The organism is Elusimicrobium sp. An273 (assembly GCF_002159705.1).
Classification (GTDB): Bacteria; Elusimicrobiota; Elusimicrobia; order Elusimicrobiales; family Elusimicrobiaceae; genus Avelusimicrobium; species Avelusimicrobium gallicola.
This window is the reverse complement of sequence record NZ_NFJD01000002.1, coordinates 310,117-328,396: the sequence shown is the minus strand read 5'-3', so window position 1 is coordinate 328,396 and position 18,280 is coordinate 310,117. Positions and strand designations below refer to the sequence as shown.

Annotated in this window: 19 protein-coding genes; all 19 read left to right on the top strand. The window is 49.3% G+C overall.

Annotation, left to right across the window (positions count from 1 at the left end; all coding sequences use genetic code 11):
• Positions 1–203: 203 nt before the first annotated feature.
• Entirely contained in the window at positions 204–1,172 is a 969-nt protein-coding gene (locus tag B5F75_RS04275; protein ID WP_143351251.1) for a PorV/PorQ family protein, read from the top strand.
• 3 nt (positions 1,173–1,175) lie between these two features.
• Complete coding sequence (locus B5F75_RS04270; protein ID WP_087288282.1) at positions 1,176–1,364, top strand: hypothetical protein; 189 nt, start codon at positions 1,176–1,178, stop codon at positions 1,362–1,364.
• A 27-nt stretch (positions 1,365–1,391) separates the two neighbouring features.
• Positions 1,392–1,613 (top strand): hypothetical protein, encoded by a 222-nt coding sequence (locus B5F75_RS04265; RefSeq protein ID WP_087288280.1) that lies wholly within the window; start codon positions 1,392–1,394, stop codon positions 1,611–1,613.
• A gap of 11 nt (positions 1,614–1,624) precedes the next feature.
• The gene (locus B5F75_RS04260) at positions 1,625–2,113 is read left to right on the top strand and encodes a TadE family protein (protein WP_087288278.1); all 489 of its coding nucleotides are present in this window, start codon (positions 1,625–1,627) and stop codon (positions 2,111–2,113) included.
• Positions 2,114–2,155: 42 nt separating this feature from the next.
• The gene (cpaB, locus tag B5F75_RS04255; RefSeq protein WP_087288275.1) at positions 2,156–2,908 is read left to right on the top strand and encodes a Flp pilus assembly protein CpaB; all 753 of its coding nucleotides are present in this window, start codon (positions 2,156–2,158) and stop codon (positions 2,906–2,908) included.
• A gap of 15 nt (positions 2,909–2,923) precedes the next feature.
• On the top strand, positions 2,924–3,670 hold the full coding sequence (locus tag B5F75_RS04250) for a type II and III secretion system protein family protein (RefSeq protein ID WP_087288274.1): 747 nt from the start codon (positions 2,924–2,926) through the stop codon (positions 3,668–3,670).
• Between the two features lie 5 nt (positions 3,671–3,675).
• A complete protein-coding gene (locus B5F75_RS04245) occupies positions 3,676–6,003 on the top strand; it encodes an ATPase, T2SS/T4P/T4SS family (RefSeq protein ID WP_158093774.1) in 2,328 nt (775 codons plus the stop codon).
• Positions 6,004–6,030: 27 nt separating this feature from the next.
• Positions 6,031–7,653, top strand: a complete 1,623-nt coding sequence (locus B5F75_RS04240) for a type II secretion system F family protein (RefSeq protein WP_087288272.1) — start codon at positions 6,031–6,033, stop codon at positions 7,651–7,653.
• A 2-nt stretch (positions 7,654–7,655) separates the two neighbouring features.
• A complete protein-coding gene (locus B5F75_RS04235) occupies positions 7,656–8,546 on the top strand; it encodes a type II secretion system F family protein (protein ID WP_087288270.1) in 891 nt (296 codons plus the stop codon).
• Positions 8,547–8,558: 12 nt separating this feature from the next.
• Positions 8,559–9,980, top strand: coding sequence for a tetratricopeptide repeat protein (locus B5F75_RS04230; RefSeq protein WP_087288268.1), 1,422 nt, complete (start codon positions 8,559–8,561; stop codon positions 9,978–9,980).
• Positions 9,981–9,993: 13 nt separating this feature from the next.
• Positions 9,994–11,103 carry a HAMP domain-containing protein gene (locus B5F75_RS04225; RefSeq protein WP_087288266.1) on the top strand — a complete coding sequence of 370 codons (1,110 nt, stop codon included), beginning with the start codon at positions 9,994–9,996 and terminating at the stop codon, positions 11,101–11,103.
• Between the two features lie 20 nt (positions 11,104–11,123).
• Positions 11,124–11,393 (top strand): hypothetical protein, encoded by a 270-nt coding sequence (locus B5F75_RS04220; protein WP_087288264.1) that lies wholly within the window; start codon positions 11,124–11,126, stop codon positions 11,391–11,393.
• 18 nt (positions 11,394–11,411) lie between these two features.
• Positions 11,412–12,362 (top strand): DsbA family protein, encoded by a 951-nt coding sequence (locus B5F75_RS04215; protein ID WP_087288262.1) that lies wholly within the window; start codon positions 11,412–11,414, stop codon positions 12,360–12,362.
• 133 nt (positions 12,363–12,495) lie between these two features.
• Positions 12,496–14,391 (top strand): ATP-binding protein, encoded by a 1,896-nt coding sequence (locus B5F75_RS04210; RefSeq protein WP_087288260.1) that lies wholly within the window; start codon positions 12,496–12,498, stop codon positions 14,389–14,391.
• Positions 14,375–15,496 carry a hybrid sensor histidine kinase/response regulator gene (locus B5F75_RS04205; protein WP_087288258.1) on the top strand — a complete coding sequence of 374 codons (1,122 nt, stop codon included), beginning with the start codon at positions 14,375–14,377 and terminating at the stop codon, positions 15,494–15,496. Before B5F75_RS04210 ends, B5F75_RS04205 begins: the two co-directional genes overlap by 17 nt.
• A 29-nt stretch (positions 15,497–15,525) precedes the next feature.
• On the top strand, positions 15,526–16,218 hold the full coding sequence (locus tag B5F75_RS04200) for a response regulator transcription factor (RefSeq protein WP_158093773.1): 693 nt from the start codon (positions 15,526–15,528) through the stop codon (positions 16,216–16,218).
• A gap of 3 nt (positions 16,219–16,221) precedes the next feature.
• Complete coding sequence (locus tag B5F75_RS07360) at positions 16,222–16,398, top strand: hypothetical protein (protein ID WP_158093772.1); 177 nt, start codon at positions 16,222–16,224, stop codon at positions 16,396–16,398.
• A gap of 2 nt (positions 16,399–16,400) precedes the next feature.
• Entirely contained in the window at positions 16,401–17,513 is a 1,113-nt protein-coding gene (locus B5F75_RS04195) for a TadE/TadG family type IV pilus assembly protein (RefSeq protein WP_087288255.1), read from the top strand.
• Positions 17,513–18,058, top strand: a complete 546-nt coding sequence (locus tag B5F75_RS04190; protein WP_143351250.1) for a hypothetical protein — start codon at positions 17,513–17,515, stop codon at positions 18,056–18,058. The genes B5F75_RS04195 and B5F75_RS04190 overlap by 1 nt, the downstream gene beginning before the upstream one ends.
• Positions 18,059–18,280: the final 222 nt, after the last annotated feature.

Sequence of the window (18,280 nt, the reverse complement as noted above, 5' to 3'; positions counted from 1 at the left end):
GAAAGTGGCGCGCGGGGTGTACTTTGGATTGGTAGACTTCAAAGCGCAGAACGGGCGCGAGCATTGCCAGAAGGTAGTAAAGATTTTGGTGCCGTAAACCGGAGGGGGGGATTACATCCCCCTTCGGCAGATGTATAATAGTAAGAGGCCTCTGGGCCGGAACTTAAGAAAAGGCCGGAATTTCCGGGAAAAGAAACTAATTTATGAATATACGATTAAAAGTTTTAATAGCTTGTTTAACAGTCGGTCTTGCAGGCGTGAATGCGTGGGCCATTGATTCGGACGCTGGTACCAGCGCAAGCGCGTTTTTAAAGATTGACGCCGGCTCCCCCAGAGCCCAGGCCTTGGGAAATGCCTTTGTGTCTATTGCAGACGGCCCGGAGGCATTGTTTTGGAACCCGGCCGGTGCGGCTTCGGCTACCACCCGGGAACTCCAGTTCTCCTATCTGGATTATCTGCAAGGCTACAAAGCCCGCACCTTGGCTTATTTGCAGCCGATCGGCAAAACGATCATTGGGGTAACCGTCAACTATATGGATATGGACGGGTTTGATTTCCGCGATGATACGGGGGCGCCCAATCCGGAAGTGGGAACGCCGGTGCAAAACTTTGTGGGCAGCTTGTCTATCGCCCGCGGTTTCTTTGACCAGAAACTCCAAATCGGCGGTACGGCAAAGTATATTAGTGAAAAATTAGATTCCGACCATTATAATAACGTAGGGTTTGACGTAGGGGCCAAGCTGCGCCTGGTCAACTGGCTGGGATTAGGCGGCGCCCTGGTAAACATCGGCGATAAGGAAGAAATGCCCCGCGGCCTGCGCTTGGGGGCGGACTTAAATACCCGTTACTTTACCATTTCGGGTGAATATATGAAATACCGCGACGATAAAGCCCGCTACGGGGTGGGACTTGAAATCCACATACCGGAAGATTTGCTCCAAGTGGCCCGCTTTGATTTGCGCGTAGGATACTATACCCGCGAAAATACGGGTATCAACGAACAAGATTCGTGGGTAGGCGATTTGGGCTTGGCGGAAACGTCTAAAGTTTCGTTTGGTTTTGGTATTTACAGCTCGGAATTGTTTGGGTACGGCGCGTCGATTGACTATGCGGTCACGCCCTTTGGCGCGTTGGGTACTTCCCAACAGATTGCCTTGGCAATTGAATTTTAACGTATGAAGAATGGAGCCGGAAAGAAAAGATTCTTAAACAAAAAAGGTCAAACCGCGGTAGAATATATTATAACGGCGGCCGGATTGTTTACGGCAATTATTTCTTTCTATGTGCTGTATTCATATATGGTTCCGGAACAATTTGAAGAAGGAGCCAAAGTGATTTTGATGGAATACGACGCAAGCAGATAGTTTTAAAAAAATCAGGAGGATCCTCACATGAAGTTTATCGTTGCTTTGCAAAACAGAATGGAAGCCTTGAAAGCGCAAGCTTTGGGCTGCCTGAAGAAAAAAGAAGGCCAGAACACGATCGAATACGTATTGATGCTCGTAGTGGTCGTGGGCGTGGCCGGCTTGGCCGGGGTGTTGATCAAGAAGTTTATGCCGGATTTGTTTGAACAAGTCAAAGGCAAAATCACCGGCAGCATGAACGAAATGTAATTTGAGGCCGTATGAACAAATTTCGTAGGAAGTGTGGTGGGCAGGTAACTGCGGAGCTGATGCTGATTTTGCCGGTATTTATGCTGATGGTGTTTTTCGTCCTTGAATACGGCAACATCGCATACCACACGATTATTGCAAACCATGCTTCCTATGAATTTGCCCGTATCGGCTCGCTGGTGGCGGTTAAAAAGCCCAGCGGCCGGCCGGACAGAACTGTTATTACACAGAAGATTAACCAAGCCAAACAAAAAGTATTTGGCACAAAAGCGGCCGGTATCGGGGTGAACGTAAAAGTAGAAACCACCGGCACCGACCCGATGTACAGAAGACACCGCCATGAGGACGTAATTGTAACGGTTACGTATCCCGTGCGGCTGATGTTCCCGGGCACCAGTTATGTGCTGGCCAGCGAGCCCCGCCGAGAAGGCGTGCGCCGCATTCAGGCCGTGACCCGGATGCCGATAGAAAAAGCGTATCAAAGTTCCGATACGAAATAGATTTGAGTTCTTAAATTTAAAAGTTGTGGTCAAGGAGACGAAATGAAAAAAGGAATCTTTCTTCCGTTGGTGGTTGCCATTTTGGCCGCCATTGTATACGCGATGATTGTCAGCAGTGCGGAAAAGAAGCTGAACGCTTCCAAAAACATCAAACAGGTGTTTGTGCCCGTGCGTGATATTAAAGAACGCGAAGTCATCAAGCGCGATTTTATCAAAACCGTGCCGGTGCCGGCCGCCTACTTGCAGAAGGATGCCTTTACGTACACGACGGATGCGGACTTTAAGGCGATTGAAAACACCGTGGCGCGTATCCAGATTCCTAAAGGAAACCAGATTTCTAAATATGCCATTACCTCGTTGTCTCCCGAGGCGGGCTTATCGAGCAAGATTCCGGTGCAGATGAGAGGCTTTATCATCAACGTACCGATTGCTACGGCCACGATGATTAAACCGGATGACAACATTGACGTGTTGTTGACGTTTGAAGCGGTCATGAAGAGCGGAACCCGCCAGAAAGTAACGGTAACGCTGTTGCAGAACGTAAAAGTATTGGGCGTCGGGTCGGACTTGGGCCAAGGTTTGGATGCCAAAGCCGCCAACGCTATGAAAAACAAAGAAGAAGATGCCGCGGCCTATTCGGACAGTTCCGCCTTGTCGTTGGCGCTTTCGCCGCGTGATGCGCAGTATTTGGCTTTGGCGCAGGCCGAAGGCGATATTTCCGTCATCTTGCGTTCTCACGGCGACGTAACCAACTACTTAATGGAAATCGCGACCTTTGAGAAATTATTCCAATAATTACACAGGACAAATATGACGAATAAAAAATTTATTACAAAAATATCTCTCGCGGTATTACTTCTCAGTGTGCTGCTGCCGTCCAGTGCGTTTGCCAAGAAAACGCGTTTGGTGGCGGTCAGCGCCGATGTGGTGGAAATCAGCGGAACCATGCAAAGCGTAAAAGGGTTTTCCTGGAACCAGCTGTTTGACTTTGAAGAAGCCACCATTCCCGGCATTTTGTCCTTGGGGGAATTTGAGCGCAAAACGGCCGTTACCACCCGTCTTCGTTTGATGGAAACGGAAGGGCGCGCCCAAGTGCTTTCCAACCCTAAAATTGTCACCTCTTCCGGCAACAGCGCCAAAATTACCGTCGGCGGTAAGGTGCCAATACCGATTGTGAACAACCAAGGGGTCGGCTCCCAATTGGAAGAATACGGCATTTTGCTTAACGTGCTTCCTACGATTATTCCGGAACGCAACAACATTATTGATTTGCAGGTACAGCTTTCCGTCTCTACGGTGGACTATTCCAGAACCGTGGTAATCGGTACGGCTACGGCGCCTTCGTTTACGAACCGCGACGTAGAAACCCATGTGGAACTGAACAGCGGGGAAACGCTGGTGATTGGCGGTTTGAAGAACAGCTCCCGCAACGTGTCTGAAGACCGGGTTCCGTTCTTGGGGCGCATCCCGCTTATTGGCCTGTTATTTAAGAACAAAGACGTTACGGAAGAACAGCGCTCCTTGTTCTTGTTTATCACCGTTGAAATCGTGGAATAATCGCTATGGCAGAAGAAAACGCAACTCCAAAAACCGAAGCAAAAATCATCGCGTTTGCCGGGCCGAAGGAAGGCGCCGGGAAAACGACGTTAGTGCTGAACTTGGCTTTGGGCTGGGCGGGCATCCAGAAACGGCCCGTGCTGATTGTGCCGCTGGATCCGTTGGCCCGGCAGGAACACAGCTTTTATTTGGATATCAAAAAGCCGGTCAGCGTGTCGGATATTTTGCAAACGCTGGGCAACACCTCTATTGCGGTAGTGGGGGGGCTTTTGCGCGGGAAGATTTCCATGTCTCAATGGGGGGTGGGCGTGCTGCCGCTGGGCAATACGCGGGCGCAAGTGGCTTCCATCAGCCCCAAAATTTTAATTCCCATTTTGTCGCGTCTTTCTCAAACGTTTGATATCTTTTTGGATGTGGATTCCAGCTTCCCCATGCAGGCGTTTGCGTTTGATATTTCCGATAAAATTTTCTGGGTTTGCCAGGCGACTCGCACCCATTTAAATTCTACGGTGCAGCTTTTTAACGATTATAAAGAACAACGCTATCCGATGGATCGCGTGAGCGTGATTTGCAACGCCTATGATACGCCCGGATCGATTCCTTACGAAGAAGTAGAACGGTTTTATTCGTCCTTGGGGCGCGAAATTGACGTGTTCCTGCCGTGGGATGAAGACGTGATGGCCACGTCCAACCGCAAGGAAGTGGAAATTATCACCAATCCGCAGTCGGAGTGGGTTAAAGGGCTGCGCTTGGTATTAGCCAAAATCCGGGATTTGAAAGCGGCGCCGAAAGACTGGGTGGCGTCGGTATCGGATGAAGAATTTACGCAGGCCGCCAAAGAAATTTGGAGCCCCATTCTGTTTGACGACGGCAAAACCACCAGCGCGACGGAGCACATAGCAACTGCCGATGATGAAGCCGGAAAGACGAAACTGTCGTTTTGGGATGATTTAAAGCAAAAAATTCACAAAGAAGTCGTGCATACGCTGGAAATTGAACACATCGTGGTAAGCGATGAAAGTTCTGCCAGCGCCCAAACGCGCAAACGCGTGGCGGCTATTGTGGACGATATTTTGCAAAAACAGCCCAATTTGCAGTTCTCGCGCGATCAGCGCACGCGTTTCTCTTCGGAATTGTTGGATGAAATTTTAGGCTTGGGGCCGCTGGAAGTGTTAATGCGCGACCCGGCCGTAACCGAAATTATGGTCAACGCCTTTGATAAGATTTTTATCGAACAAAAAGGTAAGTTGACGCTGACGAAATACAAATTCCGCAACAACGACCAGGTAGTGCAGGTCATCAAACGTATTGTGGCGCCCTTGGGCCGCCGTATCGACGAATCTGTCCCGCTGGTGGACGCGCGTTTGAAAGACGGTTCCCGTGTAAACGCCATTATCGCGCCGCTGGCCGTATCCGGCCCGACGCTGACCATCCGCCGCTTCTCTCAAAAGCCGTTCGGCCCGGAAGATTATTATCGTTTCGGTACCATTAGCCCGGAATGTATGGCTTTTATTGAAAAATGTGTGCGTATCCGCAAGAACATTATTGTCTGCGGCGGTACGGGTACCGGTAAAACTACATTCTTAAACGCTATTTCCGGCTATATCGCCGATGATGAACGTATCATTACCGTAGAAGATACCGCGGAATTGCGCTTGCAGCAGCCGCACTGGGTATCGTTGGAAAGCCGTCCGCCAAACGTGGAAGGAAAAGGGGCGGTCACCATTCAAGATTTGGTAAAGAACTGTTTGCGTATGCGTCCGGATCGCATTGTCGTCGGGGAATGCCGCGGCGGCGAAGCGTTGGACATGTTGCAGGCCATGAATACGGGTCACGAAGGATCTTTGACCACCATTCACGCCAACACGCCGCGGGACGGTCTGTCCCGCTTGGAAGCCATGTGCATGCAGACGGGGGTGGATTTGCCGGTGTATGTAATCCGCGAAATGATCTCTTCGGCCGTGAACATGATTGTGCAGCTGTCCCGTTTCTCGGACGGTTCCAGAAAGGTAACGTATATTACCGAAATGCACGGCCAAAAAGACGGCGAAATCCAATCTACGGATTTGTTCCGCTACGTGCAGACCGGGGTGGATGAGAACGGAAAAGTGCAGGGGGTATTTGCGCCTACGGGGCAATTGCCGACCTTCTTTGACGATTTCGCCGCCAAAGGCCAACCGGTGGATAAGGAGATTTTCTTAAAGAACGCCATTCCGCTGGATGAAAACGGCGAACCGGATAAATTGGCTGTGCAGCGTTTGCAGCAGGCCCAACAGCAGGCGAAGAGCCGCCAGGTTCCTCCTGCCCCGCCGGCTGCACCGGCCCAGCATTAATTTGCAGATATTGGAATATAGGGAAATATGACGAAAAAACTGTATGCTTTTCTATTGGGTGTATTGCTTTTGGCGGCCGCCGCACCGGCACCGCTGCAGGCCCGTGCGCTGGGGCAGCAGGATTTGGCACGGATTCAGTGCGCCCAGGAAAAAATGCGTATTCTGGCGGAATTTTTTGACGTAAATTTGGAAACGGAAAAAAAGGTTTACACTCTGCCCAACGTGTGCGGCGCTTCCGCCGGGCGGACGGTTAAAATGCCGGAATGGTTTGCTACGGAATTGGAGCGCATGGATAAAAATAAAGTAGTCTATGTTCCCAACGAAGGCACCTATAGCGAAGTGGATTTGTGGCGCCAGGCGTTTTCGAACGTTTACCTGTTTTTAGACCGTGCGGCCAAATCCTTGGATCCCAGCCAGCCGGTAGTGTTGGAGCAGCTCTCGCGCGGGTTTGTGGGGAACCGTATCAACCTGATGGCGACGCTGGACAGATTGAATAAAGACTTGCTGCGCGGCAACCAGCTGCTGATTATGAAAGACAGCATGGACGGCCGGGCCCGCTCGATGCTTTCCACGTTTGAATTAATCAACAATGAATTTTTCAGCACCATTGAATCTTTTTCCAGCCCTATTGCCCAACGGGAAGACAAATACCGCCAATCCGTCATGGCGGTAGTGGTGCTTTCCAACCATTTGTTTTCGCAGTTTTTGGGCACGTCTATTCCCACCTATCCGCCGGATCCGAAAATTTACCGCACCACTACGGCCGACCGCATGGTAAGCCTGATTTTAATTGTGCTGGGGTCTTCGCTGGCGGGCTTGGCGGTTTACTTGCTGCTGGAAAATAAACGTGAAAACATTTTGCGCTTGGTGGAAGAATATAAACAAAAAAGCGTGGTATGGGCCGAAGATTTTAACCGTCAGTTCGTTACGATTGATATCAAATACATTGTATTCGGTACGGTAGGCCTGTTCGCCCTGTTTGGGCTGTTCTTGGGCCTGATGGTGGGCGGCTTTACGGGCGTGTTTGTGTTTTTGCTGGTGGTGTTTATGGGGGGCGTCGTCAGTATTCGGATGCCTACGGCCGTGTTGGACGCATTAAAGAAAAGCCGCGGCAAACGCATTAACAAACAGCTGATGGACGCGTTAATTTTGCTTTCCAACTCCCTGCGCTCCGGTATGGACATTGTGCAAGGGTTTGAACTGGTATCCAAAGATATGCTCCCGCCGATTGCCGATGAATTTGGGCTGGTAATTAAAAACTATCAGCTGGGTACGCCCTTTGAAAAAGCTTTGGACGGCCTGTCCGACCGCGTGGAAAGCCGTATGCTTTCGTATATTATTAAGGCCATTATCATTCAGCGCCAGGTCGGCGGTAACTTGACGGTCATTTTCGCGCGCTTGGTGGAAAACATCCGCGAAGAAAGCAAACTGGAAGAAAAATTGCAGGCGATGACCGCCCAGCAAAAAATCCAGTCTATTGTAGTCAGTATTATGCCGTTTGTCATGATGCTGGTTATGTTTATCTTTAACCCGTCTCAGATGATTTCGTTCTATACCAGTCCGATGGGTATTTTCCTGTTCCTGTTCTGTATCATCTGGATCGGCATCGGTATGAAAGTACTGCAAAAGATGGGAGAAGTGCGGGTATAATTATGAACAATTTAGTGTTTACATTAGGGCTGAACTTGTTGCTGGCGGTGGGGATGTTTTCGGTATTTCTCACTATCTTTGGTTTGCTGTCTCCGAAGCCTAAAAAAGAAGAAATTGTAGACGTGGCGGTGCGCCGCTTTAAGTCTACTTCCAGCTTTGCGCGGCTGAAACCGGAAGAAAAGATTTTAGACCGGTTGGCCGTGTTCTGCCTGCACAACTTTCACTTGGAAAAAAGTTTGGAAGAAATGCATATGCAGCTGGGCAGCCCGGATACGCCGCAGCCGGTGGATATTTTATATACTAAAGTCATTGCGGCCCTAGTGATACCCGCGGCCATTATGCTGTTGTTCCAGGCCATCTGGCCGGTTCTTTTGGTGCCGGTTTGCTTTATGGTGCCGGACGTATTGATTAAGAGCAAAATTCAAAAACGTCAGGCGGAAATTTTGGGCAATTTCTCCACGACGGTAGATTTGGCGGCTTTGATTATTGAATCCGGGTTGGACTATTTAACCGCCTTTGAAAGAATTATCAAAATTGCCAAAGAAAAAACCATTTTGGAAGAAGAATTGGAAAAAACGATTAATGAAATTAAGCTGGGCTACTCCCGCCGTGAAGCGTTGGAACGCTTTTCTGCCCGAACGGGCGTGGCGGAGGTGCGCTCGCTGGTGAGTTTGATTATTCAGTCGGATGAATTGGGTACGAGCTTGGTGGATTTGCTGCGCAACTTCTCGTCGGATTTGCGCTCGCGCCGTTTAAGCCGCGCGGAAAAATTGGCGGCACAGGCTTCCACGAAGATGTTGTTCCCGCTTTTCGTGTTTATTTTCCCGACGATTTTTGCGTTAATTTTAGCCCCGATGATCGGCAGCCTGATTAGCGGCGGCATGGGATTTTAGAGGATAAAAAATATGAAAAAATATTTTACTTTGACCTTATTGCTCGTTCTTGCCTCCGCCGGGATGCAAGCGGCTACCTTTCGTAAAGAAATTCCCGTTCGCCAGCATGGAAAAGAAGAAGGCATGCTGTTGGACTTAAGCAAAATTTCTATGGGAACGCTTAATGACGTGGAAGAGAAAAAACAGTATCTTTCCACCGTTCAGCTGGAAAAACAGCGCATCCAGAACTATACCCTGCGCATGGTGTACGAAAACGCATACCTGCTTTATAAACACGGGGATTACCAGCGCGCCCAGGAAATGGCGCAAACCATTTTAAGTATTGACCCGAATTTTAAACAGGCGCAGACGCTGGCCCGCCAAGCCAGCGATATGGGCACCTATGGAACGATTTCGGAAGCGCAGGTGATTGAAGCCAAGTTCCAGGAAACCATCCGCCTCTACGACAGCGGCCGCTTGGTGGAAGCCAACGATAAATTAAATGAAATTTTAACCATTCAGCCGGGCAATTCCAAAGCGCAGTCTTGGAAACGCAAAATTGATTATGATATCGCGAAGGAATATACCCGCCGCGGAGACGTGGCCTATGAAGACGGCGATTATCAAAAAGCGTTGGATGCCTGGTACAATGCGTTGCTCATGCGCAAAGACGACCCCAAACTGCTGGCTAAAATCTCCGATACGGAAAACAAACTGCGCAAACAGCAAGTATCGGACTCCATGAAACAAGCCATGGAATTTTATAACAAAGGCCAGTTTGTGGAAGCGTATGCCGTGTTTGAAAGAATTATTAAAATTCAGCCCGGCGATCCGCGCGTGCAGAAGTATATGTCGCAGCTTAAAAACGAAATTGCCGCCGGGTATTACAATGCCGGCAATAAATCTTATAATTCCAACCGTTTTGACCAGGCTATTTCGTATTGGACGAATGCCAAAAAATGGGGGGCCGATTCGGGCACGATGGACAGTTTGATTAAACGGGCCCGCAACGCCAAAGAAAACCATTTGCGCGTGAAGCAACAACAGGCTATCAAAGCGGAGCAAGCCGCTCAAAAAGCGGAAGAAGCCGCCAAGAAAGCGGAAGAAGCCGCTACGATGGAAGAAGAGCCGATTGAAACCGTTACGGTAGATCCGGTGCCGGGCCTTTCGGAAGGGGCCGTCATTCCGGGTTCCATTCCGGGCGCCACGGGGATAGGTTCCTCCGTGGGTGCGGTGGGAACGAACGAAACCCTGCCCACCTTGGGCGGCACGACCAGCCGCGTATCGGCGGAAGCCAGTGCGGCGTCCCGCGCCAAATATATTGAAGGGTTGGACGCTTTCAACCAAGACGATTATGAACGCGCGCGCCAAGCGTGGATTGTGGCCAAACAGCTGGATCCGGGCAACAGCGACGCCGACTTGGGCTTGCGGAAAGTGGAAGAATTGTTGAGATAGGAGAAAAGACCGTATGAAATTGACTTCTAAATGGGTATTATGGTTTGTACTAGTCACGGTATATGCCGCGGTGATTGGCGGGCTCTTCTATTACAACCTGTTCAAATTTGTATTTGATAAAAAACTACAAAACGAAATGGTGGAAATGGTGCGTTTCCGTGCGCCTACACTGGTGCAGTGGCTGGCCTCCCGCCCCAAAGGCGAAGCTACCTTCCGCGAAGCGGAAATTATGAAAGGGCTGCAGCGCAACGACGACCGGATTAAAAGCTTGGTGTATTTGAACTATGACGGATCTATCCGCTGGCACGAAAACACCAAATTTCTGCGCATGTCGTATTCGGATTACAACAACTCCGTCGGTTTTGATACCAACGCGGTGGTGCAGGCCATTCGGGACGGCCTGCCGCGGGCCATTTTGTTTGGCAACGGGGATTATTACGATATGGCTATTCCGTTGCTGGCGAAGGGGAATACGGTGGCCGGCGTGGTAAATGTTACGGTTTCGCGCGAAAGCGCCAAGAAGCTCATCCATTCCTCTATGGTGCGCTATGCGGTGGGCGCCGTAATTATGATTTTGCTCATTGGCGGCGTGCTGTATTTATTCTTACTGCTTAAAATCCTGCGTCCGCTGGGGGCGTTAAAGGACAGCGTGGAAGCGGTGTCTTTAAACAATTTGTCGTTGTCTTTCCCGCCGAGGAAGGATGAAATCGGCGACGTGGCCGTTTCCATTTCATCTCTGTTGGCAAAAATTCGGGAAGATATTAAGAGTTTGGAAAATGTGGAAATTATGTCTCTTGAAAAAGAACAACGCTGGTGGAAAACCATTTTGGCCGTTACCGTGCCCAAAGGGTCTCGCGCGTTGGTCATTGACGAGAACAATAACATCCTCTATACCAACTTTGAATTAAATATGCCGGGCAAAGACCGCATCCACCTGTTGGATATTTTTGACGGCAGACAGCAGGAAATTATCCAAGTGGTGGGAGAGGCGCTGGAAAACCCGACAAAAGTTTTACGCGGCACGGTCATCAATAAAAATGTAAAATGTTTGGTGAAAGCCGTTCAGCTGCCGGACGATGCCGGCAAAAACCGCATCGTGCTGGTGCTGGAACCTGAAAAGTAAGGGAGTTTTGAGGAGATACTATGAGAGTAGAAATTAAAAAAATTGGTATTTCAACGGTATTGTTTTCCGTATTTCCGTTGGCCGTATTCGTGGTGATGATGCTGAGCGCTTTGATGGAAGTGTTCAACCCGGATGCCGTCATTAACGCCGCGTATATCATGGGTTTAGTGATGCGTGCCATCCAAAGCACTTTGCTGTTCTTGGTTTCGGCGGTTTTCTTTCTGTTGGCGTATAATTTGTTGTGCGCCGTGGGAATCCGCGGAGTACGCGTAGAATTGGAAGATAAATAAAAAAGGAGACATGGGGGAATGAAAAAACTATTAACCTTATTGTTAGTGTGTGCCGTTGCGGGGTTGGCGTTTGCGGCGCCGGCCAAAAAAGCAGCGAAAAAAGCGAAAGCTCCGGAAAAAACGAAAGCCGAATTTATTATCGTAGAATCGGATGAGTATGACGCCGGTAAAGAAGACGTGTTGCTAACGGCGGGAATCGCCCAGTTTTTAAATGCGGAACCGACGGTAACCAAGGTTTCCTACAAAGAAGCGGCGGCGGATCCCAAAATGGCAAATTTGGATTACAGCTTTTTGCCGCTTTATTTAATCAAAAAGACGGATGATATCCGTGCCAAACTGGAAAAACATCTGCAATACGGATATGCCCAAGAAAATGATGATTTCATCATTTTGCCCCGTCAGACCCGCCAAGGCGTATTTAACGGCAAAACGGGAAAACCGGGGGTTATGGAACTGTTTGTAATGTCCCAATGCCCGTATGGCGCGATGGCGGAAAACTTGGTCATTCAAGCCCAAAAAGACGGCAAAATGCCGGAAGGAAAAGATATTAAAGTGCGCTACATCGTCAACTATGACGAAAAGAACGGCTTCGGCAGCCTGCACGGCCCGGCGGAATGGGAAGAAGACGTCCGCCAATTGTTAATTGCCAAATACTATCCCGAAAAATTCTGGAAATACCTGGAAATCCGCAACAAGGATTACCGCTCCAGCCGCTGGGATAAGGCGATGGAAGAAGCCGGCATTAACACTAAAAAAATCATGAAGAAATTTGATAAAGAAGGCATTGAACTGCTTAAAGAAGAAGCCAAATATGCCGCCGAATACGGTGTTAATGCCTCGCCGACCTTCTTGTGGGAAGGCAAAGTGCAGCTGGATTTCGGTTCGGCCGCGCAGATTGAAGGCTTCGGATTTTTAAATCCGAACGCCGCTCAGCCTGGCGCTGCAGCCGTACCGGCCGGCAGCTGCTAAAAAGCACTTGATTTAAAGTCAAACGGGGGCTGGGAAGGATCCCGGCCCCCGTTTTCCAAAGCAGGCAGGTGATGGGCCGACTTTCCCGGCCGATGACCCGGTTGCTTTGAAAAGTAAAACCGATAGGACGTGTATGCATATCAAAAGATTTAATGGATTGTTTGCCAAAGCGGTGCTGGTACTTATCCTGATTTCCATTGTGCCGGTAGTCATTATCGCCTACCACGTAATGGGGGTGGACAGCCGCATCTTAAAAAATGAAATTCTGCAAAAACAGCAAACGGTAGCCAGCCGCTTGGCTTCGGTGGCGCGGGCGCATATCAACAGGAAAGCCCAGTTATTTTCTATTTTCGTGGATTTGCATACGGATTTCGGCGGGCACGATTTTATTAATGAACAAGATTTAAAGTATTTGCTGGCGCGCAATCCTGCTATCGTTTATTTGGCCGTTTTAAACCCCAGCGGGGTTCAGCTGTTTTCGGCCGGTACTCCCGCCGGAACGGTAAATTATGCCGAGATGCTGCCCCATATCGTGGAAGTATGCGTGCAGCGGGGAAAAGATTATATCAGTGAGGTTTACCAACGAAAAGGCGGTTTGTTTGCCCTGCTGGCATTCCCCGTGCGGCAGCATTTGGGGGACACGCGCGTTTCGGGCGTGTTGGTGGCGGAAATGAATTTGAAAGAGATGGGGGAATCGCTTTCCCAAGCGTATCCGCTGGATATGAACGCCATCATCGCTACGGAAGACGGCAAGATTATTTCGTATAACGGCGCGCCGGATGGGCTGGCCCAAGAACCGCAGCCCGAAATGGAAGCCAAGGTGCAAGCCATTAATGCACAATTGGGGGACGAGCCCAGCGGAGAGGTGAGGCTTCCGGACGGAGACTCCGTATTGGTGGCGGTGGCGAACTTATCGCTGCCCGGGTGGAAAGTATATGTAGACCAGCCGGCCAATGTGGCGGCACAGTTGTTTGTGGAAAGCACCTTCCATTCGTTTTGGGATGTAATCGTGTTGGTGCTGGCCATGCTGGCGTTTGTGCTGATTGTAAGCTATTGGGTGATTAAACCCATTACGCGCCCGCTGGAGCGCCTGCGCGAAGCGGCGGTAAAACAGCGCGAAAAAGAGGATTATGTGGTAAAGAAAGAAGACGTGGAAATTCCCAACAACGAAATCGGCGAACTGGCGGCTGCGTTTGTGGATATGTCGGGCACGTTGCATACCCGCCGGCAGGAACTTTTGCGCGCGCAGACGGAATTGGCGCAAGTAAACCAAGCGCTGGAAAAACGGGTGGAAGAAAGAACCCACGAATTGAAAGCGGCCAGTAAGGAGTTGGTAAAGGCGGAACGCTTGGCGGCCATTGGGCAGATGGCGTCTATTATCAGCCACGAAATCAGAAACCCGCTGGCCGTCATCAGCAATGCCACCCGCCTGATTAAAATGCTGGTGGCGTCGCCGGATCCCAAGCTGACGAAACAATTTGGTATTATTGATTCCGAAATCAAACAGGCCAACAGCATTATCAGCGAAGTATTGGGCTATGCCCGCACCCGCGAGCTGATGTTGACGACGGTGGATTTAAACAGCTATCTGCGGGAATTATTGCTTTCGTATCCGTTTATTCCGGGGATTACCCTGAAAGACGAATTAGACCCGGAAAGCGTACGGATTAAGGTGGATGCCGAAGAAATCAAACAGGCCATCCGCAACGTGGTTTCCAACGCCATAGAAGCCATGCCCAATGGCGGCACGCTGACCGTGGGCACCAAAATCGGCCGGCGGTTGGTGTGCATCTATATTGCCGACCAAGGAACCGGCATTACGGAAGAAGTGCGGCACAAAATGTTTGCGCCGTTCTTTACCACCAAAGCCCGCGGAACGGGGCTTGGATTGGCGGTCGTGGGTAAAGCCATCAGCCGACACAAAGGCAAATTGTTTATCCACAGCGTTCCCGGCAAAGGAACTTGTTTTCAGATTTACCTAAAAATATACAGAAAACCCGGAGACACCAATTATGGAGAAGCAAGTTAAAATCTTAGTAGTAGACGACGATAACAACCTGCGGGAAACGCTGGTAGATTTGCTGGAAATTGAAGGATACAAAGTCTATCAGGCGGGCGACGCGGCGGAGTGTTTGGAAATTTGCGCCAACGAGTTTTTTAACGTGATTTTGATGGACTATAACCTGCCCGGCGAAACGGGGTTGGATTTAATCCGCAAAATCCGCTCTTTTAACCAAGACTCCCAGATCATTATGATCACGGCGTATGCTTCGTTAAATGCCATTATGGAAGCCATGCAGGAATCCGTGTATGATTTCCTGATGAAACCGGTGGATTTTGACTATTTAAAACGCACGATTAACCGGGCGCTGGATAAGTATTTCCTGGAACAAAGCAACAAAGAATTATTGGCCCAGCTCAAAACCCGCAACGAGGATTTAGACCGGTTAAATAACATGAAGTCTAAATTCTTCTCCATTGTGTCGCACGACTTGTCCAACTCGCTGATGACGCTTAAAATGAGCTTTGATATGCTCAAGAAAAAGATGAACCCGGATGAAGACCAGAAAAAGAAAATGATGTTTATGGACGAGTCCATCAGCCAAATTGAGCATTTGATTAAAGACCTGGTGGACTGGGCGGCCATTGAAAAAGGAAAACTTCGCATTGAAAAGACCCGCTTTGAACTGACGGAAAGCTTAAAGAAAACGGTGGAAATTTTCCGTGCCAAAGGGGCCAAGCGCAACATCCGCGTTACGTTTGAAAGCTGCGGCGCCGTGCCGGTATTTGCGGACGAAAAGCGCATCCGCCAAGTGATTTCCAACATTCTGGAAAACGCGGTGCGCCATACGCCGGATAACGGAACGATTGAAATTGTCGTTAGCAAAATAGATGAAAAAAATGCTAAAGTGTCGGTAACGGACTCTGGCGACGGCATTGACCCGGAACAGGCCCCCAATTTGTTTACCAGCTTTACCCAGCTGGGCGATAAAAGCCGTGTGGGCCGCTTGGGGCTGGGGCTTTCCATCGCCAAAGATATTGTCGTAAATCACGGCGGCCGTATTTGGGCGCACAGTGAAGGGTTGGGAAAAGGGGCGACGTTTAACTTTACGCTGCCTATCACGAATTCTTAAAATTTTTACAACGTTTAGGGAGTATGCCAATGAATAAGAAGAAAAAAGTAACCGTACTGATTGCCGATGACCAAACGCTGTTCCGGGAAGGGATTAAAGACGTCCTGACCGGCGAAAAATGGATTGAAGTGGTGGGTGAGGCGGCCGACGGTTTGGAAGCCGTTGCCAAAGCCAAAAAACTTAAACCGGATGTGGTGCTGATGGATATCAAACTGCCGAAAATGGACGGCATTAACGCCACGCGCCAAATCCGCCAGGCCTGCCCGGAAGTAAATGTGCTGATGCTTTCCAGCTTTGAAGACGAAGCACATGTGCTGGACGCTATCCAGGCGGGGGCCAATGGGTACTTATCCAAAATGTTGCCGGCGGCCGAGTTGGTAAATTCCATTAAAACGTTTACCAGCGAAGGGTTGATGATTCCGCAGCAGCTGATGGGGAAACTGCTGCATGGCCTTCGCAAAATGGGAAATAACGGCATGCCTTCTCAGGCTACGCTTACCAAAACGGAAATTAAAGTGATGGATTATTTGGGCAAAGGCCTTAGCAATAAGGAATTGGCCAAAGAACTCAATTGCAGCGTCAAAACCATCAAAAACCATTTGAACAGCGCTTTTCATAAGTTGGGCGTCAGCAGCCGCACGGAAGCGGTGGTAAAAGCGATTGAAAAGGGGCTGATCTCGTCGGAAGGCACCATCGTTCCCGACGACAACGACGGAGAGTAATTTATGCGTTTAAAAAGGCTGTCCGGCAAATGGCTCTCTAAACAAGAGGGGCAGGCAACGGTGGAGTATGTGCTGATGCTTGCCACCATTGTGGTGATTTTGGCAGCCTTTTTAACGGCGTTTCATACACACATTGTGCGTTTTTTCTTTACGTTTATCGGGCAACTGCTCACGAGCTGATTATGCATTTTATCCGCCATGCCGTATGGAAACTGCAAGACCGAAAGGCGCAAATTTTGCTGCCTTCGGTGCTTTTGGCGCCTATTTTTATATTGGTCATTTATTTGTTGTTTGAAACGGCCAAAGTTTCGATGACCAAAGTGCGCCAGCAGTTTGCCCTGGATAATGCGGCTTACTCCCAAGTATCTTCGGCCAGCACGTATTTAAACGCCGTGGCAATGGTCAACGGGCCGCTTCCCTACCGCGTCATGCTTTATTACAAAGACCAAAAGTTGAATCCTAAGGAGACGGCGGCGCAAGCCGGCAAGCAGCCGATTAGCATTTTTGAGCTTTTCTATCACGGCGGCGGCGTGCCTACCATTGCTCCCAACTATGACACCGGCATCAATAATCCGCCACCTGCTGAAAAGGATGACTGGGGAGTGCGCTATGATCCGGCTATTCAGGATTTTCCGCGTACGGATTGGGAACGCGAAGATCCCCGGGAACCGGATTCCAATACGTGGGTGCCGGTAGTCAGCCGTTCTTTGGTCAACGATTATTATTTCCCGGCGCTTCGTTACGCCACGGTTGTCATTCAGAACTATCTGGAAACATACGTGCAGGTAGGGTCTATTTACGAGTCGCAGTCTTATGTGTATAAAGAAGTCAGCAAAAATGCGGTCATGTTCCGCGAAGCGTATTATTTGAATACGAACGACTGCAAAAAGTCAGACTGCGCCCGGCAAAGCGCTTCGCAGCTGCGCCGGTATATCACGCTTTCTACCAAGCCGTTTGAACTCGATAAAGTGCGTTTTTATGCATCAGACTCCGGTTTAAGCGGGGAACACGGCGGTGCCATTAACTTGGATTTGCCGATGTCCGAAATTATTAAAACCAAGCTGTTCCAATTTGCTTATTTGGATTCCAGTTCGCGCAGCAAGTTACGCACCTTAGGGCGCGGGGTGGTGCTTAAACAGCCTTTTAAACTGCCGCGGAACCATTTTAACATTAATCTGGAACAAAAATATAAGCCGTATGTGCGCAACACGGTGGTGTTGTCCTGCCCGCGCAACAGCAACAACTGCGTGTGGCCAGACCCGTTGCCGAAATATACGGTAACATTGGATCCGTGATGATGAAACGTCTTTTTTCTTTCCGTTCTAAAAAAGGGCAGGCCACCACGGAAGTGGTGTTGCTGTTCCCGTTGTTTGTCATTTTTATTTTGTTCATCATTAAAATTTTCGGACTGCTGATTTTAAGCCAGAAAATGGAAATTGCGGGGTTTTATGCGGCGCGCCGGTTTCAGCTGCAGTCGCACGAAACCGACTATTATGCCAATACATGGGACAGACGCTTTTTAAAAAAAGATATCCAGAAAAAGGTGGAAAATTATTTGGGTTTTGATAACCCGGGAATGCGCAAATTTCTGAGTTTAAGTGAATTAAAAATGGATATTGAAACGTCCGGCACGTGGACGAAGGTCGTCCTGACGGCGCACACCCGTCCGCCCCGGATTCGTTTCCTGTGCAATTATAACAAAGACCAAGTCTGCGACCGGGATGGCAAATGCCTTAAAGGCTATGCTTTCTTGTGTGAAACGGGCGGACAGGTAGAAATTATTAAGTATGTGGGGCATAATGAACGCCCTGCCCCGTATCAGCGGCCGGAAGGACGCTAGCGGCTTTTTAGCCTTGACAATAGGCTATTTTCTGCCTATACTAATTATTAGCAGGAGAATGTGTAACTCTGTGTTTGAGCGTATCCGGCGGGTACGGGTCAACAAGAGTAGTTTTTATTATATATTTAAGAGGTTTTTATGTTTAAATTAAAACTAAAACCGGGAAATGTATTCCAAAAGATTAATAAAATGGACCGTAAGCAGGCGTATACGTGGGGGGCC